The organism is Deefgea salmonis (assembly GCF_020531905.1).
In the GTDB taxonomy this organism is placed as follows: Bacteria; Pseudomonadota; Gammaproteobacteria; order Burkholderiales; family Chitinibacteraceae; genus Deefgea; species Deefgea salmonis.
This window is the reverse complement of record NZ_JAJAWG010000013.1, coordinates 1-24,062: the sequence shown is the minus strand read 5'-3', so window position 1 is coordinate 24,062 and position 24,062 is coordinate 1. Positions and strand designations below refer to the sequence as shown.

Here is a 24,062-nt window from a genome sequence, read left to right as displayed (position 1 = left end):
GGCCAAGATAGTGCTATTGCAGAGGGCTAGATTTGATGTGGATCAAATTTCAACGCAAGATTGATAAATATAATTTCATGAGAATAATTATTTATTGTTTTGCTGGTTTTGAGCGTGATGGGGTGTCGTTTAAAAGCTGCACTTATTATTTTGTCGTGAAAATACGGGTTTTTGTCAGGATTTTGGCATCAAAGTGATAAAATTTACGCTTATGCTGTGATTGATTTTTTATCGTTAAGATTGCTATACTCTCGACAAGATAAATTTTATTGTGTTCAGTCAGATGAAAATACAAATAGAGGCGCAATTACTGGTCAGTTTTATTGCCGCCGTGTTGGGTGAAGATTCTGAAGTGGTCGTACATGATTTATCCGATGTGAGTGCATCGCTTGTGGCGATCAGCAATGGTCATTTATCTGGCCGTGCCATAGGCGCTCCGGCGACCGATTTGGCCTTGCGTATGCTGCAAGAATGTATGCAGGCTAGCGATGCCAGCTACAAATTGAATTACCGTAGTAAAACCCGTGGCGGTGTTTTATTGCGTTCTTCGACGTTGATTATTAAAGGAGATCACGGGCAACCTGCGGCTATGTTGTGCGTCAATACCGATGACAAGCGCTTGCTTGAATTACAAGAGTCGGTCAGAAAGCTACTACCGGTGGATATGGCCGAGCAGCAGCATCAGGAGTTTTTATCCGCATCGGTGGACGATGTCGGGCAAGAAATTTTACACAGTGTGCTAGAGCAATATCCGATTACGCCGTCGCGCATGTCGGCAGATGAAAAATCTCAGGTCGTTAAAGATTTGGAGCAACGCGGTTTGTTTTCAATTCGTGGCTTTGTCGCCAAAACGGCGGCGATTCTTGAGATTTCTGAGCCTACGCTGTATCGCTATTTAAAAACCAATACCCATTAAACCCAGTGCGGCACGCCACCAGCGCAGCAGCATGTTGAGATATTTGACATCAAAAAGGTGTAAACACTCATGAATATGTCTTCTTCACACGCCCTTTGGCCTGAATTTATTAAAGCCGTGCAGCACGAAGTGGCGCCGGCATTGGGCTGTACTGAGCCGATTTCTTTGGCTTTGGCATCAGCGATTGCGGCGCAGTATTTGGCAAAAACCCCCGAGCGAATTGATGCTAAGGTCTCGGCCAATTTAATGAAAAACGGCATGGGGGTGACCGTGCCGGGTACGGGCACCGTGGGGCTTAAAATTGCCGCTGCCGTGGGTGCGCTGGCTGGTAATCCTGCGGGCAAACTGGAAGTCTTAAAAGGCTTAACTCAGGCGCAAGTCGATGCGGGCAAAGCGATGATTGCTGAGCAACGCGTGTCGTTGTCGATTGCCGATGTGCCACATATTTTGTATTCAGAAGCGTGCGTATATCACGGTGCGGAGTGGGCCAAGGTGCGTATTGCCGATAGCCATACGCAAGTGATTTATATTGAGCACAATGGCCAAGTTATTTTTGAATTGGCTGATATCGATGCGGCCAACGCTGCTGCAGCTTACGATATTGCCAGTGCCAAAGCGCAAGATGTGTATGATTTTGCCACGCTAGCGCCTTTAGCAATGATTGATTTTATCGACGCTGCCGGCGTGCTCAACGACGCTTTGTCGCAAGAAGGTATGAAGGGCACATTTGGTTTACATATTGGTGCGACATTGCAGCGGCAAATCGCAACGGGCCTGATGTCGGAAGGCTTGTTAAGTGATATTTTGATTCGCACTACGGCTGCGTCAGACGCCAGAATGGGCGGTTCCACATTGCCAGCGATGAGTAATTCAGGCTCGGGTAATCAGGGTATTGCCGCGACGATGCCGGTACTGGTGGTGGCTGAGCATATACAGGCGAGTAAAGCGCAATTAACTCGCGCTTTAATGCTGTCGCATTTAATGGCGATTTATATTCACAGTAAATTACCGAAACTATCGGCTTTATGCGCGGTCACAACAGCATCGATGGGCGCCGCTGCGGGCGTGGCGTTGCTGCTAAAGGGCGACTTTAAAACAGTGAGTATGGCGATTTCGAGCATGATTGGCGATTTATCTGGCATGGTATGCGATGGCGCATCCAATAGCTGCGCGATGAAAGTCTCGACCTCGGCCCAATCGTTGTATAAATCGGTGTTGATGGCATTGGATGGCGTGGGTGTGACTGGCAATGAAGGGATTGTGGCGCATGACGTTGATCAATCGATCAATAATCTAGGCCAGCTGGCCAGTCAGGGCATGATACAAACTGACGTTCAAATTTTGCAAATTATGCTGCATAAACAAGCCAAATAACGCTCAGAGCCTGAATGAGCGAGTGAATATGGGTTCGTACTGAGTTTGATTGCAGTTTTAATATTTTAAAGGAATGAAGATGAAGGAAATTATTTTTACTGACGCCGCACCAGCCGCTATTGGTCCGTACTCACAAGCGACTGCGTTTGGAAACCTGATTTTTACTTCGGGCCAAATTCCATTAGTACCAGCAACGGGTGAAGTGATTGCCGGTGATGTGTCGGTGCAAGCGCGTCAAGCGTTGGAAAACCTGAAAGCGGTGTTGCAGCAAGGTAATAGCTCGCTCGACAATGTGTTGAAAACCACCTGCTTTTTGGCCGACATGGCTGATTTTGCCGCGTTTAACGTGATTTACACCGAGTATTTTGGTGCTGGCGTTCCGGCGCGCTCTTGCGTGGCGGTGAAAACCTTGCCAAAAAATGTCTTGGTTGAAGTCGAAGCGATTGCATATCGCGTGTAAGCGTTAATTTAACCCGCTCGGCGTGTATCCAATCACCGCCAAGCCATCAACGGATGGTTTGGCGGTTTTTTTTTGTATGGCACCGACTGTGAGTGTGCTGCAGTGTTTAAAAATAACTCGTCATTGGACGGCAACTGCGTTAATAATCTATCCGCAGACGCAATCATGATGAAAGGTTTGAAGTGATTGCTAGCGTCGGTTGATGTTGGGTTTTCTACCGCGTTGACCGCTCAAATATTGGGCGTAAGCAAGACCAAAGCGGTCAATATACCGATTCGATTTTCGTGGTAACAATGCAAGAAAAATTTTGCTTAACGACTGAGTGTAGCGCCTAAGCGCCATTGGGGTATCTTAATGAAGACGAATCAAATCGCCGCTTTGATGGCAATACTGCTTGCTGGTGCTGTGAGTGCCAAGCCGCTTACCGTTTGTACTGAGGCCAGCCCAGATGGCTTTGATGTGGTGCAATACAATTCACTCACCAATACCAACGCGGCAGCTGATCCGATTTTTAATCGTTTGCTCGAATACGATGCGGCGACAGGCAAGCTGGTGCCGAGCTTGGCGCAATCGTGGCAGGTGAGCGACGATCAGTTGCAATACACGTTTAAATTACGCAAAAACGTCGCGTTTCAAAAAACCGATTATTTTCAGCCCAGCCGTGCTTTGAATGCCGATGATGTGGTGTTTAGTTTTCAGCGCATGCTCGATCCAAACCATCCTTGGTATGCCAGCGCCCCGAATGGCTACCCGCACGCGCAATCCTTTGGCTTGGCTAAATTGATTGCGAGTATTAAAAAAACCGCCGATGACACGGTGGTGATCCAGCTCAAGCAAGCCGATGCGACTTTTTTACCGCTGCTGAGTATGGGGTTTATGTCGATTTATTCGGCGCAATACGCCGATCAATTGCTGGCGGCCAATCAGCAGGGGCAGTTAAATACTAAACCGATTGGTACTGGGCCTTTTGCGCTAAAAAGCTTTCAAAAAGACGCGGTGATTCGCTACGACGCGCATCCCAATTATTTTGCTGGCCAGCCCAAGTCTGACAAGCTGATTTACGCCATCACTGCCGATCCGGTGGTGCGAGTACAAAAAGTCAAAGCGGGCGAATGCCAGATTGCGCTGGGGGTGAAACCGCAAGACATCACTGCCGCGCGTAACGATAAAAAGCTCAAGGTCTTGAGTACGCCGATGTTTGCCACGGCGTTTGTGGCGATCAATACCCAGCACAAGCCATTAGATAAGGTTGAAGTGCGCCAAGCGCTGCAATTGGCTTTTGATCAAAAAGCCTATTTGGCAGCAGTATTTGAAGGCACTGCCAGCGCAGCGCAAGGGCCTTTTCCGCCAGCAACGTGGAGCTATTTGGCAGGCAATAATGAACCGCAAAATCTAACTAAAGCCAAAGCGTTATTAAGCAAAGCAGGCCTGCCCAATGGCTTTGAAACCACCATTTGGGTGCGCCCGAGCGGTAGCACCTTAAATCCTAATCCGCGCATGGGCGCTGAAATGCTGCAGGCAGATTTGGCTAAAATCGGCGTACGGGCCGAAATTAAAACCATCGAATGGGCCGAACTCATTAAGCGCGCCAAAGCCGGTGAGCACGACCTGCTGTTTATGGGTTGGAGTGGGGACAATGGCGACCCAGATAATTTTTTAACCCCGCAGTTTGCCTGTGCCTCGGTTGAATCTGGGCTTAATTTTGCGCGCTTTTGCCAGCCGCAACTCGATGGCTTGATTCGCTCAGGCAAAACCACCGCCAAACTCGCCGAGCGCACGCAGCATTACCAAGCCGCGCAAAAAATCATCCGCCAACAAGCGTTATGGATTCCACTCGCGCATCCACTCACGTCGGTCATCACCACCGATAAAGTCAGTGGCTACGTGGTGAATCCATTTGGTAGGCAAGCTTGGGCGAATGTGCTGGTGAAGTAAGGTATTTGTTGTGCGCGGTGCTTGATTTGACCTCGTTAATATCGTTGTCATAGGGAAAAGCTACTGTAGCGGGCTTTTCTTCTTACAAAATGACATCGATGCCTGCATTGTTTTTAGTGGTTCAATTTAAGCGTACCGCGATGGCGCTACTGGTGAGTGCGGCCTTGGCTGCGTGTGGTGGCGGTAGTGCCGGGGGAAGTGGGGATAGCACTAGCCCCTTGCCATCGCTTGCGCCAACAGCAAGCCCCAAGCCAACGGAGGCACCAGTGGTAAGCGCGGGTGTGGTGCTTGGCAGTTATTTTCGCAATGCAAAGGTTTGTTTTGACGAAAATAATAATGGCCAGTGCGATGGCAATGAAGTCAGCACCCGAACGGATAATAATGGCCAATTTAAGCTCAGTGGCAGCCGTTCAGCGCTAGTGGCTGAGATCGGGCTCGATGCCAAACGCTATGATCCTGATACCAAGACCGAAACCGCGCTGACTCAGCCGCTGATTTTGCGTGCGCCTAAAGAATGGCCGACCACGATTAGCTTGCATACCACTTCGGTGGTCAGTGAGATGGAAAATCAAGGCTTGAGTTTTGATGATGCAGTTAAAAAAGTAGCCAATGCGGTGGCCGTGCCAGCCAATAAGTTACTTGCTGACTTTAATCTTGAAACCGATGCTGGCAATAAGGCGGCGCTGAAAGCGGCGTCTGATGATGGCATTCGGCGGATTCAAGCGGCAATAGCCAGTAAGAGCGCCGATAGCGACTTAAAAAAACTACTCGCCGAAAGTACGCAAACTGATCGCTACTATCAAACCAAAACACCGTATCGCCCCCAACAAGATCGTGCCAGTTATGAAGCCGCGCCAGCGGGCTTTAATGTGGTCAATACACAATTGATTGCCCGTCACGGATCGCGCGGACTGTCGAGCTTGAAATACGATTTGGCGGTTTACAATATGTGGAGCAAGGCCAAAGAAGAGGGCGCTTTAACACCTTTGGGTGAAAAGCTTGGCGCGGATGTGCTGAAAATCATGAAGGCCAATTTCTTATTGGGCTACAACGTGGCCGGCATTAGTAAGCCCGGCTATGGCAATGAAACCCAAGTTGGGATTGAGGAGCATCAGCAACTGGCCGTGCGGATGCTGCAACGTCAGCCCGACTTTTGGCAGCAAGTTATCAACACCGCCAATAGCACGCCGCGCAAAATTATTTTTGTTACTTCTGGCGTCGACCGCGCCGTCGATAGCGGCAATTACTTTGTGCAAGCATTGGCGCAGCAAAATGCCGCTTTGGCGGGCTTGATCGACAAACCTGCAGCACCTGGACCGTATCCAGATAACGGCACTGCGGTCTCGCAAGCTGCGGGTACTAATCACTTTTTGTTGTATTTCCATAAATTACAAAAAACCACTGACTTAGTGAGCGATGTAAAAAACCCTTTGTATCGCACTTATTTGGACAGCCAAGCGTATCAAGCATTTAAAGATGATGGCGATTTGCTGGCCAAACAAAAAGCGTTGTTTGGTACTGTGGAGGCGAAAGCGGCAGGGCGTGCGATCTTAGAGCGTTTATTTACTAAGGCATTTGTCGACAAAATTGATGCCGGCAATTATAGCTTTGCCAATACAGGCACCTTGAGTTACGTGAGTGACGATGGCAAGTTGAGCTCAACCTTGACGGGCGATGGTAAAGCTAAAATTGCATCGCTCGCTGATGCCGGTAGCCTGATGTATGAGTTGTATGTGATTGCGCCAGCAATGAGAGCCGAAGCTGGGGTTGATTTTATTCCTTATCTACCCGCAGCGCAGGCGCGGTATTTTGCGGCTTTAAATGACGCATCGGATTTTTACGACAAAGGCCCAAGCATTACCGAAAAAGGCGATATCACCAGCAAAATGGCGCAAATTTTAGTCGATGATGTGTTTAAAGAAGTCGATGAGGTGGTTAGCCATCGCTCGAATAATGCAGCAAAAATCCGCTTTGCTCACGCTGAAATCATCATTCCATTGGCCACTCGAATCGGGCTAAAAAATGCGGTACAGCAAACCCCTCTAGCGCAGACCTTTAGCTATGCAAACAATCCATGGCGCGGTGAAGCCATCTCGCCGATGGCCGCCAATATGCAATGGGATGTTTACCAAAATGGCGCAGGAAAAGTACTGGTTAAAATGCTGTACAACGAAAAAGAAACCGACTTTAAAGCGGCATGTGACAGCGCCAAAATCAGCCCAACGAGTAAATTTTATGATTTTGCTGCACTGAAAACTTGCTACGGCTACTGAGTTGTCAATTTGCATTTGAGTTCGGCCTTTACTAGGGCGACATCGCTTGATGCGCCTATGATTGCTGTGCTTAAGAGTGTGCGCAATATTAAGTTGCGCACACTCGCCATTTGACTGATGGATTGAGATATCTGGGTATGTACGGCGGTATTGTCTAGCAAGCTTTAGCTCGCAACGGCGACACAATATCGGCCAAGCTTTACTGCTGTCAGAATCAACCCATGAGTGTATGCATTAAATCAGCGCACTCAATTGGAAAGGCGGCCACGCCGCACTGTTCGCACGGGTTAGTGCCGGTTTGATGACCGAGTAAGTTTGCCAGACTGTGCTGCTCAGTTTCTTGCCGTTCAGGTTTCGAAGCGGGCTTACGAATCCAAGCTCGGATGTCGTGCCAGAGCTGGCGCTGGATGATGCGTGCTGCGATAGCTGATCGCGAAAATACATCCTACGAATCTTGCCAATTATTTCATGGCGATCACCTTTTATGCCCCGAATTGGAGTCAATTCGGGGTCGGCATCAATACCTTTGAATGCCTTTTTCAACGTGGATTGTTTTCTCTGAACCAACTCAGGTAAGAGATTTTGCATTCTTGACACAAGCATCGTGGCGTTCTGACTTTTAATAGAGTCACAGCGAGGTTTTCTCGCGGAGAGCGCAGCATGATGCATCATCCTACTGCTTTGGCTTATTTGGTTAGCGCCTATCCAGCAGCATCGCATACATTTATTTTACGGGAAGTTTTGGGTTTACGTGCTCGTGGTTGGCGGGTTGCTACGGTTAGCGTGAACGCGGATTGCCGCGATCCTGAAAAGCTAGATTTGTTGGAGCAACAGGAGCAATTAAATACGTTGGTGCTCAAAAAATGGTCACGTTTGACCATGTTATTTGACTTGTGGCAAGTGGTGTGGCGGTTTGGCTTGTTTGCAGTTTTTGCTTCATTGCGTTTAGCTTGGCAGTTGGCGCGACCCGGTTTACGCGGTCGTGCTTTAGGTTTGGCTTATTGGCTAGAGGCGATGCTATTGGCGTGCTGGATGCGACGGCAATCGATTACACATTTGCATGTCCATTTTGGCAATGAAGCCTCTATGGTGGGCCTGCTTTGCAAACGTATTAGCGCTTGCTCTTTGTCTTACACCATTCATGGTCCTGATGAGTTTCATGATGCCGCAGGCCAGCAATTGGCCGCTAAAGTTGCCGCTGCGGATTGGATTGTGTGCATTAGTCAATTTGCGCGCAGTCAGTTAATGCAATTTAGTGCTCCAGAATTCTGGTCAAAAATTCAGGTGGTGCGTCTGGGTATTAATGCCGATTATGCCCCGTCGCAAAGGACGCCAACGAGTGTATTTACCATCTTGTGCGTGGGGCGATTAAGTCCTGCTAAAGGGCAAATGGTGCTGCTCAATGCGATTGATATCTTACGCAGTGAGGGGCAGTCATTTCGCGTGGTGCTATGTGGCGCAGGCCCCAGTGAGGCACAGCTTCAGCAGCAGCTTACTCAATTGAATTTAGGTTTACAGGTTGAGCTGACTGGTGCCATGAGTAAAGAGGCGGTGTGCCAACTGTACGGCCAAGCCGATCTCTTTGTGTTACCTAGTTTTGCTGAAGGTATTCCAGTGGTATTGATGGAGGCAATGGCTTCTGGTTTGCCATGTATTAGTACGCGGATTGCAGGCATTCCCGAGTTGATTGAACACGGTGTCAATGGTTATTTGGTCGCCCCCGGCGATGCTTACGCATTAAGTGACGCCATTCGGAGCTTAGCAAACGACGCTCATTTATGTGATCGCTTTAAACAACAAGCACGGATCACGCTGGCCAAACACTTTTGTTTGGAGAAAAACTTAGATTTGTTAGCGCAGTGTTTTGCTGAGCATTGTGGAGGGCATCATGCGTAACTTCATCAAAAAAACAATCTCTTCGTGGGTATTTAATCAGGCCCACCAGCATAGAAGGTTTGTAGGGCTATACCGTCGTATTTGTAAGCCATTTGGTCAAGAATGGGCTGTGTTTTTAAGGCGATGGGGTGGCCTGCATGGTATGGGGCATAGTTGTGTCATCAATATGAATGTCACGATGACTGATCCTGCCTATGTGCGCTTGGGCAATAACGTTCATTTATCAGGTTGTACCCTGTTTGGACATGACGGTTCCGTCAATATGGTGAATCAAGCATTTGACTTAAATTTGGATCACGTTGGCAAAATCGATATTCATGACAATGTGTTTATCGGTCATCAGGCAATTATCTTACCCGGTGTTTCGATTGGTCCGAATGCAATTGTCGCCGCCAATTCGGTGGTGGCCCGAGATGTGCCCGCCAATAGCGTCGTCGGTGGTGCTCCGGCCAAAGTGATTTGTAGTTTGGATGATTGGATTGAGCGTATAAAACAAGAAAATAGCCAATTACCATGGATCGATGAGATGCGTCTTCGCGAGCATGTATTGGCGCCTGAAAGTTCAGCTTTGCGCGCCGCTCGAGTACAGTTTTTTTATGGCGAGGAGCATCATCATGTGGTTTGAGTTGATGCAAGGCGTTGCGGCGGTAGCCGCTTTAGTCACGCTACCTGGCAGCTGGTCACTCGCGCGTTGGACTTGGGCTGCTCGCCGGCGGAGTGCTTCGCCACGACTTGCGCCTTTGAATGTGCAAATTTTGTTGCTGGTGCCGGCTCATAATGAGGCGGCGAATTTACCGCAGACACTGCCTCGCCTGGTTGAACAAGCACAGAGCGATGGGAATTGTAATGTGCTAGTGATTGCGGATCATTGTACGGATAACACGGCAGAAGTCGCTCGCGCTTGCGGTGCAATGGTTTTCGAGCGAGATGAAGGCGGTCGGGGTAAGGGTTGTGCCTTAGCTGCCGCTTTTGCTTTCTTGCCGGATGTTCCTTGGTATCTAATTGTTGATGCCGACAGCAGGTTGGATGCCAATTTTTTGGCGGTATTACGTTGCAAAATGGCAGAAAATCCTGATGGGATTCAAACGAGATATGAGCCTGACTGTGCAAGTGATGATGCTAATGCACCTTTACGACATTGGGCCTTGCATGCGTTTAATGTGATTCGCCCTCGGGGGCGGGCGGCATTGGGCGAAGGTGTTGGCTTGTTGGGAAATGGATTTGCCTTGGCAAATACCACCTTGCAGCGTGTGCCGTATCAGGCTGGGTCGATTGTGGAGGATTTGGAGTATCAATTGTCCTTGGCGGCGGCACATTGCAAATTAGCGTGGCTAGAGGATGTTGCCGTGTATGGCGAAATGCCGCAGGGAGATCACGCCAAACTGCAGCGGCAGCGCTGGGAAGGGGGGCGATTGGCGATGATACGACGCAATGTCTTACCTTTGATGCTAAGAATTTGCCGAGGGGAAACCCATTTATGGCCTATTTTGCAAGAGTTGACGCTACTCCCTTTAATTCAACATATGCTGCTGCTATTACTTGCTTGTATTGCTGGAGGTTGGCCGCTGTACTGCGGCTTGATCGGGCTGTTTGTCTTAATGGCTCATATTGGAATGGCACTACTTGAATTGCCACGTGCAATGCGACGCGCTGCATTGTCCGCTGCGCCCATGTATATAGTTTGGAAAATCATGCAGTTGCCAAACATCTTCCGTGGCAGTCGTTCTGGAGCGTTGTGGCAGCGCTCGGTGCGCCATATTGAGCAGGAGAAAACATGATGAGCATAAGACTAAAGCCTGTTTTGAGTGTGATTGTCGTGGCGTATAACAACGAGCCTGAAATATCAGCGTGCTTAGCGAGTATTCAGCAAGCATGTACCGGTATTTCTTACGAAATTATCGTGGTGGATAACGCCAGTCGAGATGGCAGTGCGGTACAAGTCCGGCAGTTTGATGAGCAAATTCAGCTTTTGCGCAGTGAAGTGAATTTGGGATTTGCAGCGGGGAATAATTTAGCGTTTAAACATGCCAAAGGGCAATATCTGGCTTTGGTCAATCCCGATGCACGGCCTGAAGTTGGCTCACTGGCTCGTGCTCTTACCTGTTTACAAGATCAGCCACGTATTGGCATGCTTGGCGGTCGTCTGTTGGCTGAAAATGGTCAAGATCAACCATCTGCACGATGTTTTCCTTCTGTGTTAAATGATTTTTTAGTCATTAGTGGTTTATCAAATCGCTTTCCACGATCACGGTTTTTTGGTCGAGTAGATCGGACCTGGGCCGATCCGAATCTTGCGAGTGTTGTTGATTGGGTGCCCGGTGCTTTTGTTGTACTGAGTGCGAAGGTCTTGGCGCAGGTCGGCGTGTTTGATGAGCGATTTTTTTTGTATTTTGAAGAAGTAGACTTATGTCGGCGAATTAAGGCGGCAGGGTTTGAAGTTTGGTATCAGCCGGAATGCTGTGCTGTACACATTGGTGGTGTTTCATCGGCGCGCGTTGAAGGTAAACATTTTAATTCTCATGGTAGTCAATTGTCTTTATGGCGGATGCGTAGTGCGATGTTGTATTACCGCAAGCATCACGGCGGCTTAGTCGCTTGGGGGGCTTGTCAGTTAGAGCGAGTTTGGCATGGCATGCGAATACTGCGAAATCAAGCGAGGTCAGTTCCTTGTGCATACGACAAGTGTGAGGAGTCACGTGCTTTACGCGGATTGTTAGCGCAGGCGTGGAGGGATACCGCGGGAGGGCGAGTATCACCCCCATTGCCATGGTAAAACGGGAGTCGTATGTTTGAACTCATTCGGGAAGATTGGCAAACGTATCAGCGCGATCCATGGCGACAAGGGTTATGGGTAATGGTGATTTATCGTTTTGGAAATTGGCGTTATACCGTGCGTTTTGCAATATTAAGAAAGCTACTTTCTTTGATCTACAAATTTCTAAAAGTTGGTGGCCAAATATTAACTGGCATTGATCTACCTTGCGAGACCCGAATCGGGCGGCGGCTGAGGATTGATCATTTTGGCGGCGTGATTATCAGTGGTGATACGATTATTGGGAATGATGTGATTTTGCGGCATGGTGTCACTTTGGGTTTGCGCCATGAAGGACAAAGCGGTGCGCCGACTTTGGGTGACCGTGTTGAAGTGGGAGCCGGTGCAAAGATTTTAGGCGCCATAAAGATTGGTAACGACGCCAAAATTGGTGCCAATGCGGTGGTATTGCAAGATGTTCCGTGCGGTGCGGTGGCGGTGGGTATTCCGGCGAGAATACTGCCTTCCGTGAAGAGGGGTGAGCATGTTTGATATGTTTAAATTAGGTCGCAAAACCGAAAAAAAACCGCTCGAAACGTCCAAATTATGGCGCGAACATGACGATTTAATTCAAAAACCTCAACAAATAGCTGCGATCTTACAATACATCAGTCAGCATCTGCCTGATAGCCCAATGCCGTTGCGGCTGATGATCCGTGGTGCCGATTATGCTGAATTAGTTACCTTTTTCAAATTCGATGAAAATGAGGCGCTAATTCGCTGCCAAATTGCGGATGAGCATCGCTTTGAGCCCACTGAAGAGCTGACTTTTATCTCCGGCTGGGAAGGAAAACTAGTCGCATTTAGTGCGTTTATTGTTCAGTCGCATTCGGCGCGTGAATTCACTGTTTCATGGCCTTTGGCCATGGTTAAAAGTATTGGTCGAGATACGTACAGAGTGCATCCGCATTTTGAAGTACCACTTTCAATTGAATTTGCTGATTTGAATATGGTCGGCCGTTTGGTCGACTTGAGTGAGGGTGGCATGGCATGCCACCTGTCTACAATGGATGCTCAATTGTTGCTCAATACTGAGAAATTGGTGAATGTTAAAATTCGTATTGGACAGTTGCAATTTGATGTTGCGTTAATGAATATTTGCAGTGTGGTTTGTTCGAACCAAAGTGCTTACACTCGGCTGGGTATTTCTTTTAAAGGTGTGTCCAACAAAGACTTGGTTTGTATGCGTCGTAGCTTGATGGAGTGGCAATATGATTAACATACGTGGCTGGTTGGGGCGCTTAAAGTGGCGCTTTCTAAGCGGTACCCGTAACCATATACTGACGTTAGCTGCCATTGATGTGTGCCATCTAAGGCTAGCTTTCGGCGCAAACGGCTGATATGTGTATCTACGGTGCGAGTGTCAATTTCAACTTTCAGTCCCCAAATTTGCTCGAGTAAATTCATTCTGGAAAATAATTTGCCGGGGTGTTGAAATAAGAATAAAGCCAAATCATATTCTTTTTGAGTCAATTCAATTTCTAGGCCAGTATTACGGATAAGGCGTTGACTAGTATCAATCTCATAATTACCAAGATGTAAAACTTGAGGGGCGATTGATTTAAAGCGACGCAACAATACGTCAATTCGGGCTAATAATTCCAAAGGTTTGATGGGTTTGATCAGGTAATCATCAGCACCAGTTTTTAACGCCATAACGATGTTGCTCTCATCTTCGATGGCTGTGGCGACCATGATGGGTGTTTGCCAACCTATATTTTCTCTCACCCATTTGATGATCATCCCGCCCGAGTAGTCCGATAAATTCCAATCGAGTAAAAATAGATCAAACTGAATGGTTTTAATCGCCTCAAAAAACCCCAAGCTGGTATGGAAAATTTGTGTCTGGTGCCCCCCGCTTTGCAGGCTGAGTGCTAATAAATCGGCTTGAATCACATCGTCTTCCACAATCGCAATCAGCATAAATACTCCCATTAAGCGGGTTTTATTTTACGAGTATAGTAATGGAAGAGTTTGATTGCTGAGATCTTTTAGTTGTAAGCGAATCAGGTTGACTTGTTCGGCAGGAATTAAATAATCGACTTGATCGACGCAGTTTTGAATAATAAATAAGCCAAAGCCACCTTCTTTCTGGCCGCTAAAGTCGGGCGCTTCAGCTTGAGTGGGGTCAAATGGTGCACCAACATAGTAAAATTCAAGTGTGAGTGTGGTGGGTAATTGTAATAAGTGCAGCACAAAAGAGGTGTCAGCTAAGGGCGAGCTGACATGACGAATAATATTCGTCGCCACTTCAATTGCCGCCAAGTTGAGTTTGTCGTGCTGAGTTGGGGTGAGATGAACACGCTTGCTGAGCCAGTGGCGAATTTCAGCCAATACTTGCATATTTCGTGGAAATTCTTGGCTATGCAGTGCGCTGATTGGGTGTCGATATAAGCTAATTGCGGTGAAATCATCCGAGCGCTGGTGTGAGTTTTCAAATAAATCGACAATTTGTCTTAGTCGTTGCAAGACGATTGCGGCAGGAAGTTGAGCCTGAAAAAGTGGCCGAACTAGTTCAATAATGGGGTCGGTACCTATCAGTTCAGAGTTGATATTCCTAGCTTCAGTGACGCCGTCGGAAAATAGCAGCAGTAAGTCGCCAGGTTTAAACTCATAAACGACGGTGTCGTAGTGTTCGTTGGGATCGATCCCTATTGGTAGATTGTCGCCAGAGAGCATTTCTACACGTCCATCATCATGAAATAACAAGCCTTCTGGATGCCCTGCATTGATGAAGTGTAAGGTATTTTTATGCACATCAATCCGCGCATAGATAAGAGTGACAAATGATTCTAGTCGCCGCAATTCGGGTGTAATTCGGGTGTGTAGTTGGTTGATGATCGTTTCACAAGTAGGGTAAAGGCCTTTTTGCAATGAAGGCCAGAGCGTTTCGGCCATGATTCGAGTGTATTGATTTTTTAGTGCTGCGCCGATCATTGCGGCGGCGATGCCTTTGCCCATCACATCGCCAGTTAATACATCAAAGCAACCTGGTTCAATGGGGAAAAAATCAAAAAAATCACCATCAACGCCTTGTGATGGTTGAGTAAATGCAGAAATTTCCATGCCAGGCACTTTGATGGGGGCGCCAAAGAGCAAAGATTGCTGAATGTCATGGCCCATTTTTAATTCACGTTCTCGGGCCGCCGCGAGCGCTGCTTGTTGTGAGTTGCGCAAGGTAACGTCACGAACAATCCCCGTAAAGTGGAGTTCGTCATCGTAGCGGGTGACGCTGAGGGAGAGTTCCGCTGGGAATTCGCTGCCATCACTGCGTTTTGCACTGACTTCACGGCGTTTGCCCATGACGCTGAGTTCAGCCTCTTTGAGGAAGTCGCTAATTAACTCTGCGGAGAAGCTCGCGTGAGGCTCTTGCGCTAAATTTAGTACACTTTGGCCGATGATGGCGTCACTTTGCCAAGCAAACATTTGTTCTGCTGCTGGATTAAAGCTTTCAATGAGGCCTTGCTGATTAATCGTAATGATGGCGTCGGCGGCGGTGTTTAAAATACTTTGCAGTACTGCACGTTGTTTTTTGAGTTTTTGAGCAAGGTAACGAGTCTCTTCAAGTGCGGTCTTTTCATCTTGAATGGCTTGTAATAAATCAGCCGTGGCGTCATGGACTGCAAAATTACTGAGTGACAATCGATGTTGTTGGAGTTGGGCTACATCAGATAGCCACGGTGAGCCTACAAAAATAAATTGCTCTGCGACTTCATTGGCACAAATAAATTGCCCTCGTAGCAGTAGACCAGAGTCATTACAGCGAAAAACAAATAAGGAATGCTGATTGTTGCGTATTAATTCTCCTGTAAAAGGAGGATGAGGTCGCTTCAGTTGTAGACAGTGCTCAATAGGTAAACCAATATCAATTTGCGGTAAAATAAGCGGAACTGACGGACCCAGTCCGACGATGCATAGCTCGGCATTGAGCACAAAATGAAATGGAAAAATGGTATTGATCGCACCATTTGGTAGCTTCGTTTCATAAGGCATAGTGTCTCACCAGCAAACGATGAATTCATCGTAGTCTTCTTGGGATTGTCTGGTTTTAGTTTGCTCAACTTGAACAGGGGTTGAAAATAAAATACCCAAGCCATCGAGTAGACCGATTACAAAGTTCGCCAAACCAGGACGATGTGAATAATATTTTAGTTGTATTTTTTTGGGCGCTAGCGCTTCGCTTACAAATTCAGGTGGCTTGAGTTGTGGATAAATTAAACTAACTCGTGCATGAAAATTAGGCAGATTTAATAGAAATTCAGTGAGATTACTACCGCCGGCCTCTAATAAACCGCCATAGCTTCGACGACCTGTTTCAAGTACCCAGTGACGACCAAAATCTTGTAATAAAGGCGCCGCTTCTAACTGAGTGACTTCACAGCTGGCAGCAACCAGACGGTAGGTTATATCATCGGGGTAGCCCTCATTGGATAAGAAGAACTCATCGACTAGTCCCGCTTGGCGCAGAATTTTGTCCCATGTTGGTTTGCCAAATCGGGTGCAAACCATTTCTTCAAGTGCCTTATTCACAATACCGTACATGGTGAAATCCTCATTTTTTATAAGGCACTCAAGCCTAAAGTCAGTATCGACAATCCTGGGAATAATTGCCGTATTACATAACCAGCTTCTGCGACCCCGCTCTTGGGAATAAAAATGACATCGCCTTCTTCGATTGCAAAATTCACCATTTTTTCGCGCGTCATTAAGGTGAGTAGTGGTGTTTTTTCTGCCGCCTGTTTGCTCGGGCGATAGATCGCAATTTTTTCCGGCGCGGCATCATCGTTGGGGCCGCCTGCTTGGGATAAAGCATCCATCAAAGACATGTCTGGTGTCAGTCGGTAGGCTCCTGGTTTATGGACTGCGCCAAGCACATACACCATCGTGTCGGATGAGTCGGGGATATAAACTAAGTCGTTCGCTTGCAGTGTGACGTTATAAGCAAGCTGGCCTCGATTGAGTAGTTTTTTTAGATCGACCCAGATAATTCGGTCACGTCCTCGAAAGATTGCAACTCGGGTTAATGTAGCCTGTTTATCAATCACCGGTAGTGAGCCAGCGCGCGCCAAGGTTTCAAGTAACGAAGGTGGACGATCAAACTGCTGCACTCCCGGATTTTGTACTCGCCCTAAAACGGTCACTCGATTCCCTGCGTACTGTTCGATACCCACAAAAACCGCCGGTTTTTTTAGGTAAGCTTGTAAGGCGCTATCAATCCGTCCAGCTGCTGACTCTCGTGTTTCTCCTGCTAAGCGTAGCGTGCCTGCAAGCGGTAAACTCAGTTGTCCATCGGGACCTAATAGTTGTTTGCCCGATAATTCAGGATGATTCCACACGGTGATTTGTAATTGATCGCCTTCTGCGAGCCGATAAATGTTTTCACGTGGTGCGTCCAGTTCTGCCAATAATTCTGGGCTGGCGTAATCGATCTGCTCTGATTTTTGTGCCGGTTGAAATACTTGGCTATTCATTGATATAGCTTCAGGTATGCTGCTGCAGCCATTGATAAATAAAGCGACTATGGCAATACATGCAAATCTAAGCATGATAAGTCTCGTGGGGGCGAGTGAAGCGTAGTTTACGTTTAAGCCATTTTTGTTCATCTGGATGCAAAATAAACCACCACAAGAGCCCTAGCTGTAAACCGATAAATAGGCAGCTCGCCACGAGCATCTCTGCGAATGCGCTACTCCGACTACTTAGTTGCCATGGCCATAGCCAGACAAAGCTGTAGGCCAATATATAGTTCAGAGCTAAAGGCTTGATAATCTCGCTGAATAATTGCCTTGGTGCAAACTGTAATGTTTTGCTGGCCAGTGTTAAGTAAATCAATGCCGCCAGACTTTGCCCGATGCAGAGGATGCGCAGGAACTCAATTAAATTGCTCGCCTGTAAACAGACTAAAAATACCAAGGTTCGTAAGCCATGGTAGAAGAACTCAAGGCCGATTTGATCTTTTCCACGCAGTGCGCTTGAGGCTGGCCCTGTTTGAATATGTAGGTGCCATGCGGGAGTGACCCACAACAAAACCGTGACAATCTGCGCCAGTTCAGGACGAGGTCCTAGCCAGGCCAAGTTGAGCGCAGGGGCCATTGCGACTAAGAGTGGCATTAAACCTAGCAGAGAAAATACCGCTAAACGTTGCGCTTGTTGATATAAGCGGCTTAAAGCTGCGTCATCCAAACTTGCCGCATGTGGCATGAGTGCTTGACTTATACCGGAGGTGATTGAGGTTGCTGTGGCGGGTAATTTGCTGCCTAGATCCATTAAACCGGCATAGGCGGCGCCAAAATTTAAGCCGACAATGACTCGGTCTGCTGAATGCAATAAAAGCGCCCATGAATCGCTAAGTTGAGCACGCAGACCTAAATTTAAAAATGGTTGCAAATGCTGTTTTGAGATGTACTTGGGGCGTAAAGAAAGTGCCGGCCAGGCCTTTTTGACGCGCCACCAAGAGAGTGAAATCGACAAAGCATAGCGTAATGAGAAAGCCCAAAGTAAAGCATTAATTCCTTGCCCCAAAACCAATAGGGCGGCCGCAACGCACCACTCCAATATAAAACTGGCCACCCAGATGCGTTGTTGCTCATGGATGAGTTTCAGACCATTTAAAACGTAGCCCCATGCCCCCAAGGTCAAGTCAGCTAAAAAGATGAGACAGGTCAGCAGCAGTAGGTTTGCCGCGAGGGCATGCAACTGCGGCGTAATTTTGAACCAGCTCAATAGCATTGGCATAAAAATAGCCACTAAAGTACAAAATATTCCCCCTACGAGCATCGCCAGAGCAACGCCCGTGCTGAGCATTTTGCTGGCATACAGCGCATCGTCGCGATCATGCGCCAAGGCGATTTCTCGGACATAGACTGTTGCTAGTCCGGAAACGGAGATCCCTAAATAACCCACTAAAACAAACGCAATCGACCACAAGCCATACTCAGCTAAACCGACGTAACTGAGCACTAACGGTGGCAAAGCCAGGCGACTGATGAGATACAGTGCGCGAGCGATCATGCTTTCGAGTGCCACGCGATGAAATGCAGTTGACATGGTGGGTTGCCAAGTGAGGTTGATAAACTGATTAAAACCTGATGGTGCAGTCTAATGATGGCAGGAGTGTAAACAATCTTAGGCTAGGTTTTTTTGCAGAGCACGGCCGTCGTCGTGCGATGGTGGGTGATATAAAAAAACGCCGGCGATTTCATCGCACGGTCCGGTCTGTCGGAGTTTGCGAGGGTGTACATTGCCTAATTCAGAGTCGCAGCATGCCGCCGTGCCTGTTTGAATTTACGCGCCCATGCGGCACATTGGCGAAGTAAGGGCCAGCGGTCATACCACCAGTGGGCTTGAATGTCGCTGCGCGAAAAGCGTTGTTCAATCCAGCTTGGCTGGGCGATCCAAGTGCGACAACTGGGATTGAACTGCCGAAATAAACTTAGCGCGCCATCGTAATGTAACCGCCCACCCAGTGGATGCCCTGCAGGGCGGCTGATGCATGCTTCAAGATAAGGTAGGAGCGTGGCTAAATAAGCGATCCGAACCAGATAACCCTGTGCGCCGATCACTGCGGCCGTACTGATGTTGAGTCCTGCTGGAGCGGCTGTTTCACTGGCCACATGGCAGTGCCCTAGGTAAATCAAGTCGGCCTGTTCACTGGATAGAACTTTGGCAAGCTCTGGCAACTGCGTGTTGAAATCACTTGCAAAGACTGCGTCATCCTCCAGAATCAGTGCCCAGCCATGTTCCGCATGACAAGCATCTTGCAGTGCGGCAACGTGGCTTAAAAAACAACCATAAGCCCCCACACTAGGGAAGTTATTGTTACTACTTGGACGTATAGCTGGCCAGCATATGACTTGATTGGCTTGCCAGTGGATACCTATTTGTTTTAGCGCGTGTTCAATTTCTTTTTTTCGATCTTTTCGTTCGGGAAGATTGAGCACATAAATTCGGCTCACAATGTCAGTCAATATCATGATTTGCTCCGCAATAAGGCTTTGATCTGTTGTTGAAGGTCGCGTGGCAGGTGTAGTGCCGATTTCAGCAAAATTTTCATCGTGCTCGCGATTTGAATCACAAATCCGGCCGGTTGTTTCTTTTGCCCGCTGATGAATTCTTCCATCAAGTCATTGACGTAACCACCACCATCAAGTGGCCGGACTTGATTCACTATGACGCCAATCGATGCTGGATCAATACTTTGTAATACACGTGCCGCACGGGCGACTTCGCCACGGCTTTGCGCCTCGGCTTCGACAATCGCAATCACTGCTGGCGTTGATCTGAGCGCGAGTTCGGCATCGCCACTGACCAGAAGCGGTGGCAAATCCACCAATACAAATCGATATTCTTGGGCTAAATACGCGAGGGTTTCCTCTAGGCGGTCAATGGCGTGAATATGCCTATCGTTGCCGCACAAATACAATTGTGGCGTATTTAGATTGAGTTTCGTCGGTAGGCCATCGGCCAGATCATGTTGCGGCGCCGTCGCGAAGCGAGGGTCACGACTAAATGCATTGGCTTCAACAGCGATCGCTGGTAATCCCATCTCTGCAAAGGCTTGCTGTAAATCGAATACGGTCGTTGAAGTTCCCCCTTGAGGTTGCAAAGCGGTAAATCCAAAGATGCGTAATTGGGTGCGATCTTGTTCACGAATCAAGGCGCTGGCCAAACGGCGCAGTTGATCGGCGCGGAACAAACGACTGTCATTATCTTTAGCGTGAATCAGCCAGCCCATAGGGGGAAATCCAAAGCTATTCACCACATCATTCGGGGTATGAATGCGTCGATCCATTAAATCGTAAACAATCGGCAATAACAGACCCGCCGCAATCGCAGCGATGATTGCCATGAGCAGTAATTTCGTTTTACCTACCCCCAACGGCGTTTCTGGCGTCATTGCTGCGCTGACTAAACGCACAAAGCCCAAGGCGCTGGTTTCTGCGGCAAAGAAATTTAAGCGTTCTTGGATGGCATCGAGTTCTTTGCGAATTTGTGTCACATCGGCGGATAAATTTTGCGCTTCTTTAAATAGCGTTGCGAAGTGACCACGGGATTTTTCTTGCTCGGTGAGCTCGCGCTGTAAATCCGTCTCTAATTGTGCGGTTTGGGTGGCTGCAGTGCTAAATCGACTTTGAAGATTACGACGTACTTCGGTTGTTATTTTTTCTGTTTGCTGACGAATTTCAGCATCAATTTCAGCAAGTTCTATTTTATTTTGTTGATAGCCTGGATGCTGCGGAGTTAATCCCGCCATGCCCGACACTAAGGTCGCTCGCCGATTGTTCAAACTGGCTTTGAGACTGTTAAGGCCGGGGTCGACGGAGACACTCTCTAAAATGGATCGAACGCCTGGATCGGTATCGCCATGGGCTAGAAAGGCTTTTTCATTTGCCGCAGCAGTAAAGCGTTTGATTTTGGCGTCGGCGAGGGCTTCGCGCAATCGCTCGATGGCTTTATCGTAGGGGTTGCCTGCCTCTTCGGAGAAGGTCGCAATGCCTAAATCGCCCGCAATCGTGTTGCGTCGCTCCGCTTTTTCATCAATCTGTTTGAGTAGATGATCTTGGCGTTTTTGTAATTGTGCAATTCGCTCGTCTTTGCCGAAGACTTGTTCATCTCGAACCCGCTCTAAATAAATACTCACTACGGCATTAATGATGGGAGCGAGCTCGGCTTTGTTTTTGCCCGATAGGCCAATTCGTACCATATAGGTATCTGAAACTGCGGAGACTTGTAATAGATTACGCAGCCGTTCTACGGCTTGACGCTCGCTCTCATTGGGTCGCTGCCAGATGCTGGTCACTGGATTTGGTGCTGGTTTTGCTGCGGTCTTTGCGCCACCGATGGCGTAATCTAATTGCAGTTGGTTGGCCTTGGGGCTACTCGCTAAGTGCGCTTGATTCGCGAGGCGTAAACCATCACGCAGAATGTCATAGCGCTGGATGGTGGTGCTTTGTTGTTGAACAAATTGCCGATATTGCGAGTTGGATTGGAAGTCGAGCTCATTGTCGTCTTTGAGTGTTTTCATGTAACGGGGAGCGATTTGAATGACCGATTCGGCTTCGTAATAAGATTCCCCTTTTATCCACACCATGGGTAGTGCAGCCAGCAAGGTTATGATCACCGCCCAAACCGCAATTCGAGGGTGCTGACGCAAACTCACGAGCGGTTTGATGCCAATGCCTGCACTGGCTACGTTTTGCGTCATGGTGTTGGATTGCCGATGGAAAGCGGCTCAAACTGCTCGAGCCGTACCAAGAAATGCTGCTCTCGATGGTAAATCGGCGCTAACTTAGTGCGACTATCGGCCAGAACCCAAGGGATATCGCTGGCAATCGGGTCGATTGTTAGACCATCTTTGCAGGCGCACCATCGACCACTGGCCAACATTTCAATCAGTGAGGCTTGACTGCCTACGCGGGTGTAGTCAAAGACTAAGCTGCGTTCGATATGAGCGCCGCGTTCAATATAAGCGCCGCGGCCAATCCAAAGTGGACCAATCAGTGTGACGCCATCTTCAATTGTGACGCTATCTGCAATTACAATCGGACCTTTTACATGACAACGTCTTGGATCAAAGCGGGTATTGGCACCGACAAATATATTGGGTGCAATCTCTTGGCCAGGACGAGAAACCACGGGAATGTGGCCACGAATGGCCTCCATTTGTACGGCGTAATAGTCTGAGACTCGACCAATATCGACCCAGTTAAATGGTATTTCAACACCGTACAAAGCGAGACCTTCACGAGCCAGAAACGGGAAGACATCACTTCCTAAATCATATGGGGTATTGCTCGGTATGTATTTTAAAATATCGGGTTCAAACACATACACCCCTGTATTGACTAAGTCGCTTTGGGCCTCACCGAGCGGTGGTTTTTCTTGGAAGGCCATAATACGGCCAGTATCATCTAATAGCGCGACACCATATTGCGAGCATTTCTCTGGTGCAACACGCGTCAGTGCCAACGTGGCGAGTGCACCAGCTTGGTGGTGTGCGGCAACCAGCGCCGTTAAATCTAAATCAATCAAGGCATCGCCACAGAGCACTAAAAACGTATCGTCAAAAAAGCCAGAATGTTGCTGAATTTGGCGAATTGTTCCTGCCGATCCTAGCGGAGCATCGTGTAGTTGCCCGTCGGCTTCAAACCCTTCATAGCTAAATGCAAGCTCGACCCCAAAACGTCGCCCACTCATAAAATAGCTTTCAATTTCGGTTGCTAAATAGCTGGTGTTAATCACGATTTGATCGATGCCATGTTTTGCTAACTGTTCGATCAGGCATTCCAACACGGGGCGATCAAGAATCGGCAGCATTGGCTTTGGGCGGTCTCGGCTTAGCGGCATCAAACGTGTGCCTTTACCTGCCGCTAAAATGAGCGCTTTCATGATTGAACTCCTTCAATTTCATTGAGCGAGTTAAATACTTGAAAGACGCGATGCATCCGCATCAGTTCAAACAGTGCTGAAACGGGACGTTGCAGGCCATACAGCGCAAAACGACCGCCTTGCTCAGTGCAAAAACGTAAACAAGATAAGAGGGCGCCTAATCCAGAGCTATCGACAAAACAGAGCGCGGACATATCGAGTGCAATTCTTCCCGAAGACTCTAGAGCAGGCCGGATTTGTTTCCGGAAGGCGTCCGCATTGCTGGCATCGAGGCTGGTGGTGTTAAACGTAATCACAGTTTGTGTGCTGTGCTCGTGGCGAGTAATGAGTTCCATAATCTGCTCCTTTAGAATTGAACCGTAGTGGTTATTAACTCTATTAAAGTTTACTTAGGCGGGCAGAATGTGAACTAACTGTAAAATTACTTAAGTCATGCGTGTATTTAGTTGAGCGGCGTTGCCAATGGGGCTGGTACGCCGAATCAGGTCGTTACCAAGTATTGTGCTGCAAGCATTGCTGAAGGTAGCTGTCAATGGGGACCAGTTCGTGCTTGAGTGTTTGTTCTAATTCACGAGTGAGATGACTGATTTGAGCAAAGCCCAGTGAGCCGGCGGCGCCTGCGAGACGATGCAATTCGTCGAGTAGTTCGGCGTTGGCGGTGTGTTGATGGCAGTTTTTCCAAGCGGCATCAATTAAGGCGAGGCGCTGTGGGAGTTCAATTTGAAAGCGTTGTCGTAATTGAGTCAGACCTGCCGCAAAAGCGTCTTGATTAAACTCCGGCATGAAACTCGTTCCAGAAATGGTTGAGTAGTTCAGGCAATAGCATCGGATCAAATGGTTTGCTGGCGACAAAGTTGGCCCCCGCGGTGAGTAGCGGGGCGAGTTCTTCGGTCGTCGCTTTGGCGGTTAACATGTAAGGGCTCAGCCGTTCCACCTCAATTGTCGTTTTAATTCAGGCATGCTGCGCTTTTGATTTTTGGGAGCGCACCATGGGACGGTGGATTGATG

23 protein-coding genes are annotated in these 24,062 nt (G+C 48.2%); 11 read left to right on the top strand and 12 right to left on the bottom strand.

The window, feature by feature from the left end:
• Positions 1-283: 283 nt before the first annotated feature.
• The 5 genes from LG219_RS13920 (at position 284) to LG219_RS13900 (ending at position 6,958) form a co-directional block, all read left to right on the top strand.
• Positions 284-916 carry a helix-turn-helix transcriptional regulator gene (locus tag LG219_RS13920; RefSeq protein WP_226765058.1) on the top strand — a complete coding sequence of 211 codons (633 nt, stop codon included), beginning with the start codon at positions 284-286 and terminating at the stop codon, positions 914-916.
• 69 nt (positions 917-985) lie between these two features.
• Complete coding sequence (locus LG219_RS13915; RefSeq protein WP_226765057.1) at positions 986-2,290, top strand: L-cysteine desulfidase family protein; 1,305 nt, start codon at positions 986-988, stop codon at positions 2,288-2,290.
• Between the two features lie 79 nt (positions 2,291-2,369).
• Positions 2,370-2,750: a RidA family protein gene (locus tag LG219_RS13910; protein ID WP_221021594.1), complete on the top strand. Its 381-nt coding sequence runs from the start codon at positions 2,370-2,372 to the stop codon at positions 2,748-2,750.
• A 354-nt stretch (positions 2,751-3,104) separates the two neighbouring features.
• Positions 3,105-4,685 carry an ABC transporter substrate-binding protein gene (locus LG219_RS13905; RefSeq protein WP_226765056.1) on the top strand — a complete coding sequence of 527 codons (1,581 nt, stop codon included), beginning with the start codon at positions 3,105-3,107 and terminating at the stop codon, positions 4,683-4,685.
• A 98-nt stretch (positions 4,686-4,783) separates the two neighbouring features.
• Entirely contained in the window at positions 4,784-6,958 is a 2,175-nt protein-coding gene (locus LG219_RS13900; RefSeq protein WP_226765055.1) for a histidine-type phosphatase, read from the top strand.
• Between the two features lie 234 nt (positions 6,959-7,192).
• On the opposite strand, the gene LG219_RS13895 is transcribed toward LG219_RS13900, so the two are convergent.
• Positions 7,193-7,546, bottom strand: a complete 354-nt coding sequence (locus LG219_RS13895; RefSeq protein WP_226765054.1) for a hypothetical protein — start codon at positions 7,544-7,546, stop codon at positions 7,193-7,195.
• A 72-nt stretch (positions 7,547-7,618) separates the two neighbouring features.
• Here LG219_RS13895 and LG219_RS13890 point away from each other — a divergent pair, with 72 nt between their 5' ends.
• From LG219_RS13890 to LG219_RS13865, 6 genes are all read left to right on the top strand, one after another.
• Entirely contained in the window at positions 7,619-8,854 is a 1,236-nt protein-coding gene (locus LG219_RS13890) for a glycosyltransferase family 4 protein (RefSeq protein WP_226765053.1), read from the top strand.
• A gap of 178 nt (positions 8,855-9,032) precedes the next feature.
• A complete protein-coding gene (locus LG219_RS15460; protein WP_284691696.1) occupies positions 9,033-9,479 on the top strand; it encodes an acyltransferase in 447 nt (148 codons plus the stop codon).
• Positions 9,469-10,632: a glycosyltransferase family 2 protein gene (locus LG219_RS13880; protein WP_226765052.1), complete on the top strand. Its 1,164-nt coding sequence runs from the start codon at positions 9,469-9,471 to the stop codon at positions 10,630-10,632. Before LG219_RS15460 ends, LG219_RS13880 begins: the two co-directional genes overlap by 11 nt.
• On the top strand, positions 10,629-11,627 hold the full coding sequence (locus LG219_RS13875) for a glycosyltransferase family 2 protein (protein ID WP_226765051.1): 999 nt from the start codon (positions 10,629-10,631) through the stop codon (positions 11,625-11,627). The genes LG219_RS13880 and LG219_RS13875 overlap by 4 nt, the downstream gene beginning before the upstream one ends.
• 12 nt (positions 11,628-11,639) lie before the next feature.
• Positions 11,640-12,158, top strand: a complete 519-nt coding sequence (locus LG219_RS13870; protein WP_226765050.1) for a serine O-acetyltransferase — start codon at positions 11,640-11,642, stop codon at positions 12,156-12,158.
• Positions 12,151-12,885: a PilZ domain-containing protein gene (locus LG219_RS13865; RefSeq protein WP_226765049.1), complete on the top strand. Its 735-nt coding sequence runs from the start codon at positions 12,151-12,153 to the stop codon at positions 12,883-12,885. Before LG219_RS13870 ends, LG219_RS13865 begins: the two co-directional genes overlap by 8 nt.
• On the opposite strand, the gene LG219_RS13860 is transcribed toward LG219_RS13865, so the two are convergent.
• The 11 genes from LG219_RS13860 to LG219_RS13810 form a co-directional block, all read right to left on the bottom strand.
• The gene (locus LG219_RS13860) at positions 12,882-13,589 is read right to left on the bottom strand and encodes a response regulator transcription factor (protein WP_226765048.1); all 708 of its coding nucleotides are present in this window, start codon (positions 13,587-13,589) and stop codon (positions 12,882-12,884) included. The genes LG219_RS13865 and LG219_RS13860 overlap by 4 nt on opposite strands.
• Before the next feature lie 27 nt (positions 13,590-13,616).
• Positions 13,617-15,659: a SpoIIE family protein phosphatase gene (locus LG219_RS13855; RefSeq protein WP_226765047.1), complete on the bottom strand. Its 2,043-nt coding sequence runs from the start codon at positions 15,657-15,659 to the stop codon at positions 13,617-13,619.
• A gap of 6 nt (positions 15,660-15,665) precedes the next feature.
• A complete protein-coding gene (locus LG219_RS13850) occupies positions 15,666-16,208 on the bottom strand; it encodes a heme NO-binding domain-containing protein (RefSeq protein ID WP_226765046.1) in 543 nt (180 codons plus the stop codon).
• A gap of 17 nt (positions 16,209-16,225) precedes the next feature.
• Positions 16,226-17,212 carry an SLBB domain-containing protein gene (locus LG219_RS13845; protein ID WP_226765045.1) on the bottom strand — a complete coding sequence of 329 codons (987 nt, stop codon included), beginning with the start codon at positions 17,210-17,212 and terminating at the stop codon, positions 16,226-16,228.
• Positions 17,205-18,713: a lipopolysaccharide biosynthesis protein gene (locus tag LG219_RS13840; protein WP_226765044.1), complete on the bottom strand. Its 1,509-nt coding sequence runs from the start codon at positions 18,711-18,713 to the stop codon at positions 17,205-17,207. Before LG219_RS13840 ends, LG219_RS13845 begins: the two co-directional genes overlap by 8 nt.
• Positions 18,714-18,910: 197 nt before the next feature.
• Positions 18,911-19,639 (bottom strand): glycosyltransferase family 25 protein, encoded by a 729-nt coding sequence (locus LG219_RS13835; protein ID WP_226765043.1) that lies wholly within the window; start codon positions 19,637-19,639, stop codon positions 18,911-18,913.
• On the bottom strand, positions 19,636-21,870 hold the full coding sequence (locus tag LG219_RS13830; RefSeq protein WP_226765042.1) for a GumC domain-containing protein: 2,235 nt from the start codon (positions 21,868-21,870) through the stop codon (positions 19,636-19,638). Before LG219_RS13830 ends, LG219_RS13835 begins: the two co-directional genes overlap by 4 nt.
• On the bottom strand, positions 21,867-23,054 hold the full coding sequence (locus LG219_RS13825; protein WP_226765041.1) for a nucleotidyltransferase family protein: 1,188 nt from the start codon (positions 23,052-23,054) through the stop codon (positions 21,867-21,869). Before LG219_RS13825 ends, LG219_RS13830 begins: the two co-directional genes overlap by 4 nt.
• Positions 23,051-23,389: an STAS domain-containing protein gene (locus tag LG219_RS13820; RefSeq protein WP_226765040.1), complete on the bottom strand. Its 339-nt coding sequence runs from the start codon at positions 23,387-23,389 to the stop codon at positions 23,051-23,053. The genes LG219_RS13825 and LG219_RS13820 overlap by 4 nt, the downstream gene beginning before the upstream one ends.
• Before the next feature lie 154 nt (positions 23,390-23,543).
• On the bottom strand, positions 23,544-23,837 hold the full coding sequence (locus tag LG219_RS13815) for an Hpt domain-containing protein (RefSeq protein WP_226765039.1): 294 nt from the start codon (positions 23,835-23,837) through the stop codon (positions 23,544-23,546).
• Positions 23,824-23,967 (bottom strand): response regulator, encoded by a 144-nt coding sequence (locus LG219_RS13810; protein ID WP_226765038.1) that lies wholly within the window; start codon positions 23,965-23,967, stop codon positions 23,824-23,826. Before LG219_RS13810 ends, LG219_RS13815 begins: the two co-directional genes overlap by 14 nt.
• Between the last annotated feature and the right edge of the window lie 95 nt (positions 23,968-24,062).

Coding starts and splice junctions, on each gene's coding strand:
- LG219_RS13920 (WP_226765058.1), top strand. CDS start 284: ATGAAAATACAAATAGAGGCGCAATTACTGGTCAGTTTTATTGCCGCC.
- LG219_RS13915 (WP_226765057.1), top strand. CDS start 986: ATGAATATGTCTTCTTCACACGCCCTTTGGCCTGAATTTATTAAAGCC.
- LG219_RS13910 (WP_221021594.1), top strand. CDS start 2,370: ATGAAGGAAATTATTTTTACTGACGCCGCACCAGCCGCTATTGGTCCG.
- LG219_RS13905 (WP_226765056.1), top strand. CDS start 3,105: ATGAAGACGAATCAAATCGCCGCTTTGATGGCAATACTGCTTGCTGGT.
- LG219_RS13900 (WP_226765055.1), top strand. CDS start 4,784: ATGCCTGCATTGTTTTTAGTGGTTCAATTTAAGCGTACCGCGATGGCG.
- LG219_RS13895 (WP_226765054.1), bottom strand. CDS start 7,546: ATGCAAAATCTCTTACCTGAGTTGGTTCAGAGAAAACAATCCACGTTG.
- LG219_RS13890 (WP_226765053.1), top strand. CDS start 7,619: ATGATGCATCATCCTACTGCTTTGGCTTATTTGGTTAGCGCCTATCCA.
- LG219_RS15460 (WP_284691696.1), top strand. CDS start 9,033: ATGACTGATCCTGCCTATGTGCGCTTGGGCAATAACGTTCATTTATCA.
- LG219_RS13880 (WP_226765052.1), top strand. CDS start 9,469: ATGTGGTTTGAGTTGATGCAAGGCGTTGCGGCGGTAGCCGCTTTAGTC.
- LG219_RS13875 (WP_226765051.1), top strand. CDS start 10,629: ATGATGAGCATAAGACTAAAGCCTGTTTTGAGTGTGATTGTCGTGGCG.
- LG219_RS13870 (WP_226765050.1), top strand. CDS start 11,640: ATGTTTGAACTCATTCGGGAAGATTGGCAAACGTATCAGCGCGATCCA.
- LG219_RS13865 (WP_226765049.1), top strand. CDS start 12,151: ATGTTTGATATGTTTAAATTAGGTCGCAAAACCGAAAAAAAACCGCTC.
- LG219_RS13860 (WP_226765048.1), bottom strand. CDS start 13,589: ATGCTGATTGCGATTGTGGAAGACGATGTGATTCAAGCCGATTTATTA.
- LG219_RS13855 (WP_226765047.1), bottom strand. CDS start 15,659: ATGCCTTATGAAACGAAGCTACCAAATGGTGCGATCAATACCATTTTT.
- LG219_RS13850 (WP_226765046.1), bottom strand. CDS start 16,208: ATGTACGGTATTGTGAATAAGGCACTTGAAGAAATGGTTTGCACCCGA.
- LG219_RS13845 (WP_226765045.1), bottom strand. CDS start 17,212: ATGCTTAGATTTGCATGTATTGCCATAGTCGCTTTATTTATCAATGGC.
- LG219_RS13840 (WP_226765044.1), bottom strand. CDS start 18,713: ATGTCAACTGCATTTCATCGCGTGGCACTCGAAAGCATGATCGCTCGC.
- LG219_RS13835 (WP_226765043.1), bottom strand. CDS start 19,639: ATGATATTGACTGACATTGTGAGCCGAATTTATGTGCTCAATCTTCCC.
- LG219_RS13830 (WP_226765042.1), bottom strand. CDS start 21,870: ATGACGCAAAACGTAGCCAGTGCAGGCATTGGCATCAAACCGCTCGTG.
- LG219_RS13825 (WP_226765041.1), bottom strand. CDS start 23,054: ATGAAAGCGCTCATTTTAGCGGCAGGTAAAGGCACACGTTTGATGCCG.
- LG219_RS13820 (WP_226765040.1), bottom strand. CDS start 23,389: ATGGAACTCATTACTCGCCACGAGCACAGCACACAAACTGTGATTACG.
- LG219_RS13815 (WP_226765039.1), bottom strand. CDS start 23,837: ATGCCGGAGTTTAATCAAGACGCTTTTGCGGCAGGTCTGACTCAATTA.
- LG219_RS13810 (WP_226765038.1), bottom strand. CDS start 23,967: ATGTTAACCGCCAAAGCGACGACCGAAGAACTCGCCCCGCTACTCACC.